Source organism: Lysinibacillus cavernae (assembly GCF_009724685.1).
In the GTDB taxonomy this organism is placed as follows: domain Bacteria; phylum Bacillota; class Bacilli; order Bacillales_A; family Planococcaceae; genus Lysinibacillus; species Lysinibacillus cavernae.
In genome coordinates this window covers 1-15,167 of record NZ_WMEF01000022.1, presented here as the reverse complement: position 1 = coordinate 15,167, position 15,167 = coordinate 1, and the positions used below count along the sequence as shown (strand labels likewise).

The 15,167-nt window shown below is 36.1% G+C and carries 21 protein-coding genes and 2 pseudogenes; 10 read left to right on the top strand and 13 right to left on the bottom strand.

Annotated features, from left to right (window positions below; translation table 11 throughout):
* Positions 1-51 precede the first annotated feature (51 nt).
* Positions 52-342: a LuxR C-terminal-related transcriptional regulator gene (locus GJU32_RS22665; RefSeq protein ID WP_230875131.1), complete on the bottom strand. Its 291-nt coding sequence runs from the start codon at positions 340-342 to the stop codon at positions 52-54.
* 289 nt (positions 343-631) lie between these two features.
* Between GJU32_RS22665 and GJU32_RS22660 the strand changes: the two genes are divergently transcribed.
* Together GJU32_RS22660 and GJU32_RS22655 are read left to right on the top strand one after the other, a co-directional pair.
* Entirely contained in the window at positions 632-868 is a 237-nt protein-coding gene (locus GJU32_RS22660) for a hypothetical protein (protein ID WP_155594137.1), read from the top strand.
* An 832-nt stretch (positions 869-1,700) separates the two neighbouring features.
* Positions 1,701-2,231 carry a GNAT family N-acetyltransferase gene (locus tag GJU32_RS22655; protein ID WP_155594136.1) on the top strand — a complete coding sequence of 177 codons (531 nt, stop codon included), beginning with the start codon at positions 1,701-1,703 and terminating at the stop codon, positions 2,229-2,231.
* Between the two features lie 286 nt (positions 2,232-2,517).
* Here the strand turns inward: GJU32_RS22655 and ssb are convergent, their stop codons facing one another.
* The 11 genes and pseudogenes from ssb to GJU32_RS22600 form a co-directional block, all read right to left on the bottom strand.
* Positions 2,518-3,030 (bottom strand): single-stranded DNA-binding protein, encoded by a 513-nt coding sequence (ssb, locus tag GJU32_RS22650; protein WP_155594135.1) that lies wholly within the window; start codon positions 3,028-3,030, stop codon positions 2,518-2,520.
* Complete coding sequence (locus GJU32_RS22645; RefSeq protein ID WP_230875130.1) at positions 3,027-3,392, bottom strand: DnaD domain protein; 366 nt, start codon at positions 3,390-3,392, stop codon at positions 3,027-3,029. Before GJU32_RS22645 ends, ssb begins: the two co-directional genes overlap by 4 nt.
* 313 nt (positions 3,393-3,705) lie before the next feature.
* Positions 3,706-4,066: pseudogene (locus GJU32_RS23820) on the bottom strand (hypothetical protein); the annotation flags it as partial.
* Positions 4,067-4,299: 233 nt separating this feature from the next.
* Entirely contained in the window at positions 4,300-5,103 is an 804-nt protein-coding gene (locus GJU32_RS22635) for a PD-(D/E)XK nuclease-like domain-containing protein (RefSeq protein WP_230875129.1), read from the bottom strand.
* Positions 5,104-5,247: 144 nt separating this feature from the next.
* The gene (locus GJU32_RS22630; protein WP_196426791.1) at positions 5,248-5,946 is read right to left on the bottom strand and encodes a hypothetical protein; all 699 of its coding nucleotides are present in this window, start codon (positions 5,944-5,946) and stop codon (positions 5,248-5,250) included.
* Positions 5,947-6,014: 68 nt separating this feature from the next.
* Positions 6,015-6,245 carry a YqaI family protein gene (locus GJU32_RS22625; protein ID WP_025117118.1) on the bottom strand — a complete coding sequence of 77 codons (231 nt, stop codon included), beginning with the start codon at positions 6,243-6,245 and terminating at the stop codon, positions 6,015-6,017.
* A complete protein-coding gene (locus GJU32_RS22620; RefSeq protein WP_025117117.1) occupies positions 6,242-6,451 on the bottom strand; it encodes a hypothetical protein in 210 nt (69 codons plus the stop codon). Before GJU32_RS22620 ends, GJU32_RS22625 begins: the two co-directional genes overlap by 4 nt.
* 275 nt (positions 6,452-6,726) lie before the next feature.
* A complete protein-coding gene (locus GJU32_RS22615; RefSeq protein ID WP_155594133.1) occupies positions 6,727-6,993 on the bottom strand; it encodes a hypothetical protein in 267 nt (88 codons plus the stop codon).
* Complete coding sequence (locus tag GJU32_RS22610; RefSeq protein ID WP_196426790.1) at positions 6,981-7,256, bottom strand: helix-turn-helix domain-containing protein; 276 nt, start codon at positions 7,254-7,256, stop codon at positions 6,981-6,983. Before GJU32_RS22610 ends, GJU32_RS22615 begins: the two co-directional genes overlap by 13 nt.
* Positions 7,257-7,477: 221 nt before the next feature.
* Entirely contained in the window at positions 7,478-7,774 is a 297-nt protein-coding gene (locus GJU32_RS22605) for a hypothetical protein (RefSeq protein ID WP_155594131.1), read from the bottom strand.
* Between the two features lie 120 nt (positions 7,775-7,894).
* Positions 7,895-8,161, bottom strand: a complete 267-nt coding sequence (locus GJU32_RS22600; protein ID WP_155594130.1) for a helix-turn-helix transcriptional regulator — start codon at positions 8,159-8,161, stop codon at positions 7,895-7,897.
* A gap of 159 nt (positions 8,162-8,320) precedes the next feature.
* Between GJU32_RS22600 and GJU32_RS22595 the strand changes: the two genes are divergently transcribed.
* The 8 genes and pseudogenes from GJU32_RS22595 to GJU32_RS23810 all read left to right on the top strand — a co-directional run bounded on the left by GJU32_RS22595 (position 8,321) and on the right by GJU32_RS23810 (position 14,321).
* Complete coding sequence (locus tag GJU32_RS22595) at positions 8,321-8,683, top strand: helix-turn-helix domain-containing protein (protein WP_155594129.1); 363 nt, start codon at positions 8,321-8,323, stop codon at positions 8,681-8,683.
* A gap of 208 nt (positions 8,684-8,891) precedes the next feature.
* Positions 8,892-9,515 carry an SHOCT domain-containing protein gene (locus GJU32_RS23275; protein ID WP_196426789.1) on the top strand — a complete coding sequence of 208 codons (624 nt, stop codon included), beginning with the start codon at positions 8,892-8,894 and terminating at the stop codon, positions 9,513-9,515.
* Positions 9,516-9,593: 78 nt separating this feature from the next.
* A pseudogene (locus GJU32_RS23510) lies at positions 9,594-9,788 on the top strand (type I restriction endonuclease); the annotation flags it as partial.
* 185 nt (positions 9,789-9,973) lie between these two features.
* Positions 9,974-10,312 carry an ImmA/IrrE family metallo-endopeptidase gene (locus tag GJU32_RS23815; RefSeq protein WP_420798398.1) on the top strand — a complete coding sequence of 113 codons (339 nt, stop codon included), beginning with the start codon at positions 9,974-9,976 and terminating at the stop codon, positions 10,310-10,312.
* A 354-nt stretch (positions 10,313-10,666) separates the two neighbouring features.
* Entirely contained in the window at positions 10,667-11,902 is a 1,236-nt protein-coding gene (locus tag GJU32_RS22575) for an IS110 family RNA-guided transposase (protein ID WP_155594127.1), read from the top strand.
* A 383-nt stretch (positions 11,903-12,285) separates the two neighbouring features.
* Complete coding sequence (locus tag GJU32_RS22570; protein WP_155594126.1) at positions 12,286-13,248, top strand: S8 family peptidase; 963 nt, start codon at positions 12,286-12,288, stop codon at positions 13,246-13,248.
* Positions 13,248-14,057: an endonuclease I family protein gene (locus GJU32_RS22565; RefSeq protein WP_155594125.1), complete on the top strand. Its 810-nt coding sequence runs from the start codon at positions 13,248-13,250 to the stop codon at positions 14,055-14,057. Before GJU32_RS22570 ends, GJU32_RS22565 begins: the two co-directional genes overlap by 1 nt.
* A 159-nt stretch (positions 14,058-14,216) precedes the next feature.
* Complete coding sequence (locus GJU32_RS23810) at positions 14,217-14,321, top strand: putative holin-like toxin (protein WP_374700723.1); 105 nt, start codon at positions 14,217-14,219, stop codon at positions 14,319-14,321.
* Positions 14,322-14,402: 81 nt separating this feature from the next.
* On the opposite strand, the gene GJU32_RS22560 is transcribed toward GJU32_RS23810, so the two are convergent.
* Positions 14,403-14,699 carry a hypothetical protein gene (locus GJU32_RS22560; RefSeq protein WP_155594124.1) on the bottom strand — a complete coding sequence of 99 codons (297 nt, stop codon included), beginning with the start codon at positions 14,697-14,699 and terminating at the stop codon, positions 14,403-14,405.
* Between the last annotated feature and the right edge of the window lie 468 nt (positions 14,700-15,167).

The following is a 15,167-nucleotide window of genomic DNA, read 5'->3' as shown; positions in this document are numbered from 1 at the left end:
ACTACAGTTTAGTGTAGTTTTTTTTACATTGTCTACTTAAAGGGGATAATATCACTTCACCATTTGTTTTAATATGTTATTTCTAACCCTAAATATCGTGGTACTGGATAAGTTCATGTGCTTACCAATGGCTCGCATACTGTCCCCATCTAGCAGTCTATGAAGCACCTCAATCTCTCTGTCACCCTGTACTAACGGAATAAGTTTTTGCACCTCTGCAATCTTTTGCTCGTATTCCTTAATACGATAATTTAGCGAATAAACACGTCGTTGTACTTCTGTAAACACCGGATCACTTGTCCCACCACTCGCCTTTGGCAATGTTGCCTCAATACCATACATAGCTGTTTTCGCCCCAATGTAGCTGTTGTTATCAGCTTTCGCTACTGGTTACCTTGCTTCCTAAATCGTTTCTACCATCCATTGATAATTCTCAATCCACTGAAGTAAATTCTCTTTTGTTACTTTCATTTGCCCTTGTTTGCCCATTAGGTTTGCCCTCCTAAGTTGTGTTATAATGACTTATCTGACTAACCTAAAAGGGCATAAACCAATTCGAGCTGTAGCGTGTGCAAACGTTGCGGCTTTTTCTATGTTATAATTTACCGAAAATACATAATGAGGTAATTCAATGGACATATTTACAGATATATCAAGCGGCGGAAGTCTGTGGTTTTTCATACCACCACTGATCTTACTTCCAGTTGTTATGAAAGGATGTGCAGTTATTTATAAAATCCTATTGGGCAGTATTTTGCCAAAGAAGGTTTACAACTTTTTGCTTGGTCCAATTGCCCTGTTGGGTTTCTTTATTTGGGCAATCCCAATGAACATGGGATTTTATGAGTTTTTTAGAGCGATGTTTTAGTCGTTCTTTTTCTATTCCAAAGGCAATAAACTATAGAACCTAAGTTAACTAAGCAAATAAATAGTAGTGTTAAGCTAAACTAGTTTAACTTGAAACCTCTCGAATTGTTACTTAGGGTCACTACTATCCCGAGTGACCCTTTATTTTTTTTCATTTGAAAGCTGTAGCGTGTGATGACGCTGCGGCTTTTTTAATATTGAAATCAGAACGAAAATGAATTAATATTATTTTCATGTTTCCTTAAGGAAACATTTTTAACCAAAGAAAAAAAGGAGGTTTTTAATCTTGCTATTTATTCAACTCTTGGTAGCTACATGTATCTTAGGTATTGGTCGCTTCTTGTTTTATTCATTTGTAAGGAGAGACCATTTGTTCGTTTTCCTCCTGCGATATGGAGGATTTTTAGGAATTACTGCTATGTTACACTTTTATTTAGGTAACACGTGGACTTGGATTTGGATTGTCGGTTTGCCACTTCTAGGATTAATAATGCATACGATTTTCGTAAAATCAAAAGGGTTTCGATTTCTTAAACCTGGGAAAGAATATGACGAATATCGTGGATGGAAATAACAAAATTTATTACAAGGGTCACTACCAGCTCAGTGACCCTTTTCTAATTTCTTTCCTCAAAGTGTTCAGTAATTTTGTCTTAAGTTATAGAAATGCTAAACTTATTTTTTTAGGTATTTCTTCAAATGATACGGTGGCTAATGTTTCTTTATTTTGTTACTCTAGGTATCATTAGACCACACAACTTTGAAGGGACTGAACTATGCGCAGATGGCAATATTTTTTATCTAACTAATTAAAAATATTGGAGGTAAAAGTATTGATAAAAGAACTAAATACCCAAAGATTGCACTTAAGAAAAATGGATGTTTCAGACTCACATAGTTTGTTTAAAATTTGGTCTGATCCAGATGTAACAAAATTCATGAACATCTCTAGCTTTACACATGAAGCTCAAGCTAAAGAAATTATTGAACTTTTTGAAGAATTGGCTCAGGCTAGTGAAGCTATTCGTTTCAGCATGATTGAACTAAAATCCAACGAAATAATTGGTACGTGTGGATTCAATTCTATAGATTTTGAAAATGCTAAGGCAGAAATTGGTTATGATATTGCTAAAGCCTATTGGGGCAAGGGATATGCTCCAGAAGGTATCAGTGCATTACTTAATTATGGTTTCGAAACTTTGAAACTAAATAGAATCGAAGCAAAAGTAGAACCTGCGAATGTGAATTCTATCAAGGTTTTAGAAAAGCTTCATTTCACATTTGAAGGGACTCTTAGACAGTACGAAAAATCTAAAGGAAACTTTATTGACATCAAAATGTATTCACTATTAAAAACAGATTGATTTAGAATTCCCCAGAGGCTGGGACAGAACTCGATTATTTTGATAAATAGCAAAAACAGATAATAACTTTTTCGCTTCAATGAATAGAGTGTTCCTTCCTAAATCAAAAAAGTGTTAGACCGAAATACAATCGGTCTAACATTTTTTCTTTTTGTCCCAGCCTCCTTTATTTTTATGTGACCATATTGCAATAGCCTTTGTTACAATTAAAGTTTCAACATATTTCACTACCTACTTCCCACGTAATTTAAAATTCTTTTCATTTCTTCACATCCTTTCTTTTTCATCAATCAAAAGGGAGGTCATCCTCACTAACTCCTATTGGCCCTTTACTATTTGCAAACGGATCTTCATCTGCTCTTGTATAACTTGGCTGGTTGTTATTACCGCCATATTGCCCCTGTGAACTACTTCGATACTGTCCGCCTGTATTTGTACTAGATTCGTGGTTTGATGCGCCCTGTGAGCCTCCTGTGCCGTTTCTTGGCTCTAAGAATTGGATACTGTCTGCTACAACGTCTGTAGTAAAGACACGCTTACCATCTTGTCCTTCATAGCTGCCTGTTTGGATTCGCCCTTCCAAACCTATTAAGCTACCTTTCTTCATGAAGTTTGCTAGATTCTCAGCTTGTTTACGCCAAGCCTGACAATTTGTGAAGTCTGCCTCTTGTTCACCATTCTGCGCTTTGAATGCTCTGTTTACTGCAACTGTGAAGCGACATGATGCAATGCCATTCGGTGTATAACGTAGCTCAGGATTTTTTGTAAGGCGGCCAACTAATACGACTCGGTTAATCAAGCCTCTACACTCTCCTTCTTACCTAACATTTCTAAAACCTTTTGCCTCTCAGCCTCGAAATCTATCGTGTTGCTAGTAGAATCTGGAGATGATTTTGGTTCTTCACTATCATTTCGATTAGTGAACCACTCAGGTACTACCTCTGTACGACCTTTTGATTTTTGATAAGAGAGTTGACTAGATTGTTGTCGCTTATTTTTGTCCCTTTCTTCCTTGGCCTTTAGTTGCTCAACGTTCGTTATAAAATCCGTTCTCCAGTTAGCTAAGATTCGTTCTGTATAATGCATTGGCTTGGATGGTTGTTGAAGTGCAGTAATTTTCATGGCTTCATAAACTAGTGCTGGATCATTTTCTTTGGCCATGTGCTCTATGCATTCACAAATGAATCCTGATGCACGTTGAATGTTTTCGTCATAGAATATTTAGTTAAGAAAATTAATTGTTCCTCAGTGACAGACGACTGACTGACTTCCTCCTCTGTTGTTTGTTTTTCTTTTTTATTTTCTTTTTTATTTTCTTTTTCTTTTTGTCCACTTATCGTTGACGTATCGTAAGAACCCGCATCATTACTGGATTCTTCATTTTCTGACTTATCGTTATACGAATCGTGTGACGTATCGTAGTACGATTCGTAAACGTTACGTACTGAATCATTCGGGACTCCTTCACCAACCCATTGAATAAGTGAAGTATCTTTTACCTCTTTTAGTTCCGATCTCACACAATCAAGGATTGGTTTTCCTCCACGATTCAGGTTATATTTTCCCCAGTTCTTAATAGCAATTTCACGAGTTTCCTCGTTGTATTTAATAATCTTGTAATGGTCTTTAAAGCGTTGTAATAGCGCACCAGCACTTTCCATCGAATAGCCCATGTCAAATGCAATTTGCTTTTTGGTAATTTGATAGATGCCAATTTGAGTCGTACTTTCATTTGTCAGCAAATACAGAAAAAAGTACTTGTCCTCTGCTGTCATTTCCTCAACCACACGAGGATCGTTCCAAAAAGTTGTATAGACGTATCTGAATTTAGCCATTTGCCCTCGACTCCTTTAACGTAAGTTTCAAATTTGTAATTTTGTGAAGCATCAACCAATACAATTTAGGAAATAAAATAAAAAATTTCCCGGGTAAGCGCAAGAAATGACAAGCTTAGTTCTACATTCCAACACCAAACGTCTGATTTCATCGTTGTTCCCCTCTTGCCTGCTCAAATATCCCAGCATGCAGAAGGACTTTGTGTGGTACGTTATTCATCCATCTGCACCGCCTAATCTAGTAGATATTCAATTTCAAATGTGCCACTAAGTTTCTTAGTTGCTCGACAAAATTCGCACTTGTCACATCGGTGTGGATTTTTACGCCCTAGCTTTGCATCTATGATGCTTGGTAACATTATTTGAACATATTCTTTCTCGAAATCGAAACGCTCTGAATCGAAATGTAAAACGGCTTTATCAGGTGGCGATTCTTTTGTGACTGCCACAATGTATGGATCATAGTAACGCCCTGTGTTTTGAAAAATGATCTCTCGATACACCCACATTTGCAGCACGTAATCAAAGGCTTGGATAAATGAAACCCAAGTATTATATTTCTTGCTCCAGTATCGTTTACTAAGCTCTTGGGTACTTTTTAAATCGCTGAAAAATCCACGTTCATGATTGATGTTATCTACTTTGATTTTCCACTCTACCCCAAATAATTCGCCTGTATAGATGACTTCTTTTTCTCCTTGTAAAGCGAACATGCAAAACTTGTCATTTTTAATTGTCTCGATCATGTTGTCAGCTTTTTCGTAATCCTTGTATTTACCACCTCGACTGCCGTAAATGCTGTTGTGGTTCAGTTCTAGAAATTCAGAAAATCTCGTATCACTTTCAAAGGCTGCATGTAAATATGAACCTACTAATAATTCTGTAGAAGGAGGACGAGAAAACTCGCCCCTTACTTCTGCAAATGTTCTAGCTTCACATTCCATAGCGCTCTTAAACTGTGACACTGACATGTATTGTTGATTTGCCTCATTAGAGTGGTAATTCTGGCTGCTCAATTGGAATGTCGTTTGGTGCATCTGATTTCACCTCTTTTTTTGAATCTGATTGCGCTTGGAAATCAGCCCCTAAACCACTCGATTGGTTTTTAGCAATCTCCTTATTAAACCAATCCTCTATCTTACTTACTCCATCTCTTAAACTGTTAAAAATGTTGATTAATTCTACATAGTCGTATTCAGTAAACGAGTCAGCATTGTAACCAAACTTTGCTTAATCATTTCTTGTGTTACACGATGTTGTTCTTTAAAACTACGTAATGCATTTGCAATACGATCTTTTAATGGCCCCTGACTATTTCCTGCTAAAGTTTCATGACATTGAACAATCGCTTTATCAATGATGTCACCTGGTATTACACCTAAAATGCATGAACGTAAACGACGAGCACCATCATTTGCTACTTTTTCGTAAATATCACGTGGATCCTCTAATTTTTTGATAGCCCCTTTAGCTTTCATAGAGTGCTTGATGGTAAATACCTTTTCTTGTCGGACATTCGTTTCAAGGTCCCAACAGAACGCTTTTGCGACCGATTCACCTTCACGTTGTTCTAGTTCTTGAATGCCGTAGGATAAGTTGCCCCAGTTTTGTGCAATTGCTTCAGCTAATCGAATAGACGGACCTGTTACACGTTGTCCACCACGAGGATATTGATACATTGCAACCTGTGCCAGTGCTGGACGTTTACAAGTGTCTAATACACGTTGCTCAGCTTGAAATACGTTTCTAGGAAACTGTTTCGCCATAAATATTTGTCCTTTTACTTCTTCCATCTCACGGGAGGAACTAGCTTGTGCTAGTACCCCTTGTGGTTGTTGGAAAGGAATTGGATTATTAAATTGTTCCGCTAAGTTACTCATTGAAATTCCTCCTATAGTCCGCTATAATTGCTCTAATATTTGTTTTGTAAGCCACTCTGCCAAGTGGTTTATTTTTTTGTGCAAAATTTGGCATTATAGTAATCCTCTAAATACGTATGGATATTATCTAGATGAACGATATCCCCATTTGAAAATTCCATATAATCATCATTGAAAACTATTAAACTGCCATAGATATCACGGAAATCTGTCTCTATATATCGAAATGTGGGTACATTATTTACAGCTTCAATTCTTCCTAACACCATCGGATTCTCGACTTCAATAAGTTGTCTCACGCTATCGCCTCCTTTTGTTTACGTAAAACTTCTGCATATGATTTTGTGACAAAGCTTGTGTAGCGTACATTGTCCTCAATTGCTACTAATGTAAGTATGATCCCGGTAAACTCACTGATGATGTCATACTCAGCAAATCGTTCCTCAAACACTTCTGTGTCTATACGTACCTCTCGCATCTTTGGATTGAATTGATCAATACTCAAGATTCCCACCTTCTTTCTGATGGTGTCCCATCAAGCAACTCACAGTGGCAAAGCTTTACCGTAGGGAGACGGTACTATAAGCTGCTTGACGAGAGCGAGATAACTCTCGCAAACGTTCAATTTTCATGCTAGAATGTTTCTATAGTTTATTGGCTGTTTAATCCCGCAATGATTAAACAGCTTTTTTATTGTGAATTAATTTCTCTAACAACTTCTTATCACAAAAGAAATGTACATAAATTAACCTCTGCTTTAATGTCATGTGTCGCCACGCTCTAGGCTTGATACGCATACTTTTTAATCACCTCACTAAGTAGTCCTCTTTCTTGTAAATCTTTAATTACCCAAAGGAAATTTTGTTGATCAAGTAAATGGGCTTTTAATCTCTCAATATCATATGTTGCTTTCTTGATTTTTCTCATGCATTCTGCTGAAAGATGATACTCCCCTCTCTCGTTATGAACCCCAATAGCCACTAATAAATCCTCATTACAAGCCTCTAACATAGCTATTTCTAGTTTCAATTTTTCTACAATATCCATAAGAACATTCCTCCTATAAACATATGTACTGTTTGTAAAAATTGAAGTGCTGCATCAGTGCTAAACAATGTAGCTACAACAACATCTTGTGAATTTGTGACTGCTGCTGCTCTAGCTAAGAATTTAGCCTCACAAGCAATCAAATTTTGTTCTATACGACTAATCGTTGATTGTGTCGTGTGCATCAAATCTGCAAAAGCCTCTTGTGAAAGCTTGGCTTTCTTACGACACTTTTTTATTAATGTCCCGATGTCAAAGTCCATATTTATCCACCCTTTTTTATGCGTATTGTGCATACTATGCAGCAGTTGCATGGTTTCTTTATGAAGTTAGCTTTAGTATTGAGATAAGAGGTAGTTGCCCCTACCACTTGAATTTTTACTAGATTGGTAGTTTGTTTTATCTAGAGGCCATTTGCCCTGGCCTCTCCTAATACCTTGTTTCCTCAAAATATTACGTACCTGCCCGGGTAGTTTTATTGAAATTAATTATTAAGTATTTCTTCTAAAACAATGGCAGTTGGCTCAGATAACCATACTCGTTTAAACCTCGGTCCAAGCTGCCTTTGATTTTCCTTCATATGAGGATCACAAATAATATATTTTTCTAATGAAGCTTTACTGTATCTAGTTTCTCTAACAAGATCATCAATATCCCAATACATCGTTCGCTGTCTGAGAGTATCTTGTGCCATACGATCATACCTATCTAATAAAACCTTTTTATTAAGACCAGTTTTTTCTAAAACTAATTGAGATAAGTCATTTTCTTGAATAGCCATTTCAAACGGCCTCCCCTCAACAAGTATTAACCTTTTTGATTTCTTTCAATATTCAAACACTGTCGCTTAGTAGCTGTTAGAAGTCCTAGATTTATCGAAGTATAAAATTTGTTTACATATTTACTTCCATTCCATATCCTCACCAACTTCTTTGGTGTAGAGATAAAGGTTTTTTGTACAAGATTCTTGTACATTATAACCAAATAAAAAAGCCACATCTTCGTCTAAAATTTGAGAAACAGTTAATGCCATCTCTAATCTTGGTTTTGAATAGCCTGTCTCCCAATTAGATATCGTTGCTTTACTAACAAATTTCAATAATTTCGCTAGTTCAGATTGAGTAAGTTGCTTCTTTTTTCGAGCATTTATAAAATTCAAGTTCTTCATTACAACTTACCTCCCTTTTGTAAGAATAACTTGTACTTACAAAGAAACAACAAGATTCTCATACGTCAATACAAATGTATGAATTTCTCATACTTTCAACTTTCTTTATGTATTTTGTTAAATAAAATAGTACAATTTACTTGTACAGGGAGTGATATCATGTTGAGTCATCGTTTGAAGGTAGCAAGAAAGTCTAAAAAACTTACACAGGAACAATTAGCAATAAAAGTTCAAACTACTAAAGGTACAATCAGCAACTACGAAAATGGACATAGCACTCCTTCTAATGAAATGCTTGTATTTTTAGCCAAAACTTTAAATGTTACAACAGATTATTTACTTGATAATACAGATGAAACTATACAACTTTCACAACAAGAAAAAGATGAAGCAGAGTTCCAGGCTTTCGCAAACAATCCTACTCTTGAAAAATGGTACAAGGAGCTACCTAAATCAAAGGAAGAGGACTTAGAAAAGCTACGTAAGATGTGGGAGATTTTGAAGGATAAAGGGGAATTGTAATCGTTATCTGGAGAAAACCAAATAAACGATTTTTAATTAAGACTAAAAGTAACATAATGATATCTATGAAAAGGACATGTTATAAACATGTCCTTTAATAGCACCATTATTGGGAAATTTACTTATTTATGTTTTTATACTATTCTTTTACCAAATCATTTCAGAAAAATAAATACGAGGTGATAAAATGAGCTTTTTCAAGAAAATAATGGGGACATTTGAAAAGACTCCAGAGAGACAAGCTGTTATAGATGCAAAAGAACGTACAAAACAAGAGGATATCCAACAGCGAGATAAATATGTGGGGACTAGTTTAAATAGAGGAATGAAGTACACTTTTTATAAGCCAGCAATCCATTATTTCGAAAGCACTGTGCAGTTGGCGAACGAAATTGTACTCTCCTCTTTACCAGCTGAATACGATTTTCGAGATTTAGAAAAAAAAGGTCTTTTGATAGCAACAAATATGCGAGTAGTTTTTGTTACAAAAATTGGTGTTAGCCAATTCTATAAGTCAATTTACTATAAATATATGGAAGGTATTTTTCTTGCCTCTGATGGTATTGCTCAAAAAGAATTGATAATCCTCACTCCAGGTTTACGTGAAACATTTGATGATATTTTAAATGATGATCGTTTAAACAAGTTTATAGATGTTGTGCAAAAACAAATGCAAGATAGCAAAGATAACCCTCGTATGAATAATGATAAAAAGAAATTATCTGCCTCAGCCGATCCATATAGTGATTTAGAAAAAATTGCGAATTTACGAGATAAAGGGATTTTAACTGAAGAAGAATTTTTAGAAGAAAAGAAAAAAATTTTAGGCTAATTCAGTATGGCATGTGGAAGATAATAATCAATACTAGATTTCACTTAAGGGTTAGGTTACGATACCTATAGCCCCCAAGAAGTCACTCCAGAATTCACAGCTGATTTTCATAAAAAAAATGAAAAAGTAGACTATGCTATTTCAATCAATGGACAACCTCGAATTTTTATTGAGGCAAAATCGATCAATATGAAAATTAATAAAAACGCTCCACAATTAAGTAGATATTTCAGCACATTCCCAAGGCTTTCGCCAGCCACCAAGCGACCTTGAATGGCAACGATTGCCACACCTCTTATTCAAGCATTCATCTCCAAGTAGCCCCACTTCCCAAAAGTGGGGTTTTATTGTATCCTTAAACAGAACACTTGTTCTACATTCCTTATTAGGGGTTGATTCACTTGCACTATACTCACCTTGAAGATTATGTCCAACAGTTTTACACTCGTTTGGGCATTATGGACCCTATCCTACTGAATTTTGAAGAAATAGCCTTTAGAATGGGCTTGAAATTTTTTTATTGGTCAGATAAGAGTCAGGCCTTATTTATTAATGGGCGGCATTATATTTTTCTTAATGAAAACCAATCACCACAGCAACAATGGCAAGACTTTTGCCATGAGCTATCACATGTACTGTTACATACAGGTAATCAATTTCATATGTATCCCCTATTTCGTGAGTACCAGGAATTCAAGGCCGACAATTTTATGTACAACTGTTGCTTTGAAATAAAGTTTGAGCAAAAATACCTCGCAAACCCTTATTTTATGATAAATAAGAAGAATCCCTTTTGAAAAAAGATTGAACAAAAGGAATTCCTCTTTAGCAGTTTTAAGTTAGGTTTTTATAAAAAAGTTTGATTATTTTCTACCTGTGTTGCTCCACAATCGCGCCCGATCGTATTATAAGGTCAGCCAGAAAATATTTCTGGTTGACCATTTTTTATATCGATATATGATAGCGGTAGCCGGGGTAGAACGTTCGCGCCCGTGGGGCTAAGACCCCGTCCGCAAAACAGTTCGCCCCCTACTTGTAGAAACATGTTTGAGGCTGGTTGGGACAATGATCTCGTATAACAAGCGAAGCTATGACACTACAAAGAGGATTTAGGGGTTACCGGCAATTATCATTTTGAAGGAGGAATTATAATGAATCCAGTCATCGGTCTGGATGTAGCAAAAGGTGAAAGTCAGGTTCAAGCTTACTTGGAAAGAAAGAAGCCCTACAAGAAAAGTTTCAAAGTAAAACATGATCTTGATGGGTTAGCTAGTTTATTAGATTTTATTAAAGAATTAGAAGATATTTCAGGAGAACGTCCCCCTCTTGTTATGGAATCAACAGGCCATTATCACACACCAATTGTTCAATATTTTGAGGACAGAGGCTATTTAATAATTATCGTAAACCCACTCATCTCTTATAAAGCAAAAAGTTCTAGTTTACGAAAGGTAAAAACAGATATCATTGATGCTAATCATCTCTGCGAGCTGTATTATAAGGAGGATTTAGAACCTTATAAAAAGCGTGGTATCAAACTTGCGAACTTACGTAATCTTACGAGACAGCACGATAATATTACAGGCATGTTTGTACAAACTAAACTACAATTTCAGGCCGTTTTAGATCAAGTTTTTCCTGAATATAGTCATGTTTTTGGAGACTTATATTCGGATGTTTCTTTGAAAATACTACATGCATTTCCTACTTCAGAGGATATATTGAAAGCCAATAATGAAGTATTAGCAACTAAAATAAAAGAATTCTGTAATTCTCGTTCTTTACAATGGGCAAACAAACAGGCTGAAAAGCTAATGACTGCAGCAGCTCAAAACCCTTTTCAGAAGGCTTTATATTCTAGTCTAGCCCTAAGCTTAGATATGTATATTAATATGCTCTTTGAATATAAAAAACATCTATCCATGCTTGAAAATGAGATAGATGCTTTATCAAAAAGTATTGAAGAATCTAAGATAATCCGATCAATTCCCGGTATCGGAGAAAAAATCGCTGCCACGATTGTATCTGAAATTGGGGAAATTGAAAGGTTTAATCATCCTAAGAAACTAGTCGCATTTGCCGGTCTTGATCCAAGTGTCTTTGAATCTGGTACATTCAAAGGTACTTACAACCGAATAACCAAAAGAGGCTCAAGCAGACTACGGCAAGCTTTGTATATGGCTGTTAAATGTGCTATTCGTGTCTGTCGAAAACAGAAAACAACGGATGAAATCCTTCCTCGTAATAAGAAATTACGGGCGTTTTATGATAAAAAACGGGAAGAAGGAAAACCATTTAGAGTAGCTGCAATAGCTTGTGCAAACAAACTCTTACATTGGATTTATGCACTTTTAAAAAGCAGAACTTCTTTCCAAGACTTAGCTTGATTTAACAATTTAACTAAGTAGACCTGAACTTTCCAAATCAAGTATTTGGACGGTTATTTGGTATACACAAATTTAGTATAACATGATGTTTTTATTATTTTTAATGAAAATTATTGACAACTATTAGCTGGTTTTATGGAAGATCATAAGTACCTGTTTTGTAATACTAACGCAGTTTAATTTAAGTACAAACATTCACAATCTTTAAGATGTTATCATGCGTAAATTGACTAATAGATACCAATACTATTTTCACTGCAAAAAATTACTATAGTTAGATAAAAATCCATCTATTGTAACTGTTTATATGAATTCAGAATTGTTAAACTATTATTAAATACCAAGAATACACTGGAAACTTAATTCTTTCAGGAGGGATACAAATGGAGCAAAAATTACATTTAATTCCGTATCAAGTGAATGAAGTGGTCGAAGTGGTCGAAGTGGTGCCAAAAGGTATTGAACTTATTGCAGCACCAAAAATTTGGGAGAATTCTAAAGGGAAGGGAATCACTGTTGCGATATTGGACACAGGCTGCGACGTCACCCATCCTGATTTGGGTGGGTGTATTATCGGCGGACGGAATTTCACTCGTGATGATGATGGACAACCTGATTTATACATTGATTATAGTGGCCATGGAACCCATGTGGCTGGTACAATTGCTGCAATCAATAACGGCACAGGAGTAGTTGGTGTTGCACCTGAAGCAAGTTTATTGATTTTAAAAGTGCTTGATAAAAGTGGATCAGGGCAATACGACTGGATCATAAATGGTATTAACTATGCAGTTGAACAAAGGGTGGATATCATCTCCATGAGCCTCGGAGGTTCTGTCGATGTACCTGAGTTACACCAAGCTATTCAAAACGCAATCACTAATCAAATTCTAGTAGTTTGTGCTGCTGGTAATGAGGGAGATGGACAAAGTTCTTCAAATGAATTGGCCTATCCTGCCTGCTACAATGAAGTCATCAGCGTCGGATCCATTAACCTGCAACGCAGTTCTTCTGAATTTTCAAATTCGAATAATGAAGTCGACATAGTAGCCCCTGGTGAAGAAATCCTTTCTACGTATTTAAACGGAACTTATGCAAAACTAAGCGGAACTTCGATGGCAACACCGCATATATCCGGTGCACTTGCACTCATAAAAGAGAATGCCAACAGAAACTTTGAGCGAAATCTGACAGAGGCTGAGCTGTATGCACAATTAATAAAGAGAACGATTCCTTTAGGAAACTCGCCAAAACTCGAAGGCAACGGATTGCTGTACTTAACAACAGAGGAATACTTATCGGATGTGTACAACCAAAAGATATCTGCACAGGCGTTGAAAATATAATGGAAAAACTAGATTTGCTATACTGTGAATGGGAAACGGCCAAGTCAGACTTTTTAAACTATAAGGCAAATCGACCCTATTATGACGAAAAGAAAGATAAGGAAGTCAGAAATCAATACTATCAGAGCATTTCATTAACGGATGCTAATCTTTTAGACAGCCTTCACACATTGCTTGAAAAAACACATACAGATCAGTTAAACTACAGCCCGCACCGTTATGTGTACCCTTGGGTTGATTTGCAGGAAAACGGTTCATTAAAAAGCCTTTATTCTGGAAATAGAATGGATCCACTTTTTGTCATAGATGAGGACGTTCGGCTCCTTGAAATGCAGGCAAAAGGGTTAATCAGCATCTTTTCGGATGATCTATTTAACTGTGAACATGTAGTGCCTCAATCATGGTTCGATAAAAAAGAACCGATGAGAGGAGACTTGCATCATCTATTCGCCTGCGAAACCACCTGCAATAGCAGTCGCAGCAACTACCCTTACTACGATTTCCACGATTATATCCCTGAAGGATTAATTTTAGGAATCAAAGATGACTGCGGCAAAGCTGAAGAAAGTAAATTCGAACCAGAATATGGGAAAGGAATCGTTGCTAGAGCAACACTCTATTTCCTAATTCGCTATCCAAACACTATAAAAAAAGAACTAGAGAATGTCTCTTTATTGTTAAAATGGCATCAATCTTTTCCAGTATCTATCTATGAAAAGCATCGCAACCTAGCTATCCATGAACTTCAAGGCAATCGGAACCCATTTATTGATTTTCCAGAGATTGCAGAAAGTTTCGTAACAAATTAAAAAACACTAATTCCCTTATAAAAGTACAAGAGAATTAGTGTTCGCTTTTTTATATTAAACGCAAATAATGGTATAATTGCTACATGTAGTAGGTCGAGGTATTAAGGGTGATTGGTCATCTTTTATTCCAAAACTTCGTTTCAAACGAAGGTAAAGGAGATGATTCCAATGACAGTTTATGAGTCTATAACGCTCATGTTTAGTTTCGCTACACTTATTGTAACGATTCTTGCATTGTCATTCACTTTTTCAAAAAAAAAGTAAACCACCCTCTATACCTTACACGGTAGGGTGATTTACTAGTCCTGCCAATCCCCTTTAATGTAATCATCTAAATCCGAAGAATCAAGATTTATATAGTGTTCGGAAAATGTAACGTTCAAAATCATAGAAGGTATTTGGATTCCCTTGGTCTTTTTTAAATTGTTTTCGACTTTTAAATACCCCTGTATGTCCAACATGTAGATTCCCTAGCAAATACAAAAATAAAAAAAATGAGTGCTTACGCGTTTCTATATCAGGGGCGTTGAAATATTGATAGAAGGTATCAAAATTATTTTCTGAATAGTTCTCTACTGTATGCATGTAGCCGATATTAAAGCCTTGAGTAATTGATGTGACTTTTTCTATAATTTCATTCACTATAAATCCACTCTTCGTTCACAAGCATATTTTTTATATGTAACTATAGCATTTGCTCTGACTTATAAATAGATAACAAGTCCCCAAACCGTCGTTTGGGGACTTTTCTTTGCTTACCGTTGTAAATTCTGCATAAATCTGACTAGACCTCTATTCCACAATCTGGCCCGATCGTAATATGAGGTTAGCCAGATTTTTCTGGTTGACCTTTTTCTTTTAGGTCTTATTATAACGGTAGTCGGGGTAGAACGTCTGGCCCGTGGGACTTGATCCCGTCCGCAAAACTGTTCACCCCCTACTTGTATAAACATGTTTCGAGCTGGTTGGGACAAGGATCCCGTTTAACAAGCGAACCTGATCTTACCGATAAAATTGCAGAATTATGTACAACCCGTTCAGAAAAATGGGCAAAAGAAAAAGCAATTAAATTGAGAGAAGCTGCATTACGTAATCCATTTCAAAACAACT

Excerpts from the sequence above, each read along its gene's own strand:
- GJU32_RS22665 (WP_230875131.1), bottom strand. The coding sequence starts at position 342 with ATGTATGGTATTGAGGCAACATTGCCAAAGGCGAGTGGTGGGACAAGT.
- GJU32_RS22660 (WP_155594137.1), top strand. The coding sequence starts at position 632 with ATGGACATATTTACAGATATATCAAGCGGCGGAAGTCTGTGGTTTTTC.
- GJU32_RS22645 (WP_230875130.1), bottom strand. The coding sequence starts at position 3,392 with ATGGCCAAAGAAAATGATCCAGCACTAGTTTATGAAGCCATGAAAATT.
- GJU32_RS22635 (WP_230875129.1), bottom strand. The coding sequence starts at position 5,103 with ATGCACCAAACGACATTCCAATTGAGCAGCCAGAATTACCACTCTAAT.
- GJU32_RS22630 (WP_196426791.1), bottom strand. The coding sequence starts at position 5,946 with ATGAGTAACTTAGCGGAACAATTTAATAATCCAATTCCTTTCCAACAA.
- GJU32_RS22615 (WP_155594133.1), bottom strand. The coding sequence starts at position 6,993 with ATGGATATTGTAGAAAAATTGAAACTAGAAATAGCTATGTTAGAGGCT.
- GJU32_RS22610 (WP_196426790.1), bottom strand. The coding sequence starts at position 7,256 with ATGGACTTTGACATCGGGACATTAATAAAAAAGTGTCGTAAGAAAGCC.
- GJU32_RS22605 (WP_155594131.1), bottom strand. The coding sequence starts at position 7,774 with ATGGCTATTCAAGAAAATGACTTATCTCAATTAGTTTTAGAAAAAACT.
- GJU32_RS22600 (WP_155594130.1), bottom strand. The coding sequence starts at position 8,161 with ATGAAGAACTTGAATTTTATAAATGCTCGAAAAAAGAAGCAACTTACT.
- GJU32_RS22595 (WP_155594129.1), top strand. The coding sequence starts at position 8,321 with ATGTTGAGTCATCGTTTGAAGGTAGCAAGAAAGTCTAAAAAACTTACA.
- GJU32_RS23275 (WP_196426789.1), top strand. The coding sequence starts at position 8,892 with ATGGGGACATTTGAAAAGACTCCAGAGAGACAAGCTGTTATAGATGCA.
- GJU32_RS23815 (WP_420798398.1), top strand. The coding sequence starts at position 9,974 with ATGGACCCTATCCTACTGAATTTTGAAGAAATAGCCTTTAGAATGGGC.
- GJU32_RS22575 (WP_155594127.1), top strand. The coding sequence starts at position 10,667 with ATGAATCCAGTCATCGGTCTGGATGTAGCAAAAGGTGAAAGTCAGGTT.
- GJU32_RS22570 (WP_155594126.1), top strand. The coding sequence starts at position 12,286 with ATGGAGCAAAAATTACATTTAATTCCGTATCAAGTGAATGAAGTGGTC.
- GJU32_RS22565 (WP_155594125.1), top strand. The coding sequence starts at position 13,248 with ATGGAAAAACTAGATTTGCTATACTGTGAATGGGAAACGGCCAAGTCA.
- GJU32_RS23810 (WP_374700723.1), top strand. The coding sequence starts at position 14,217 with ATGATTCCAATGACAGTTTATGAGTCTATAACGCTCATGTTTAGTTTC.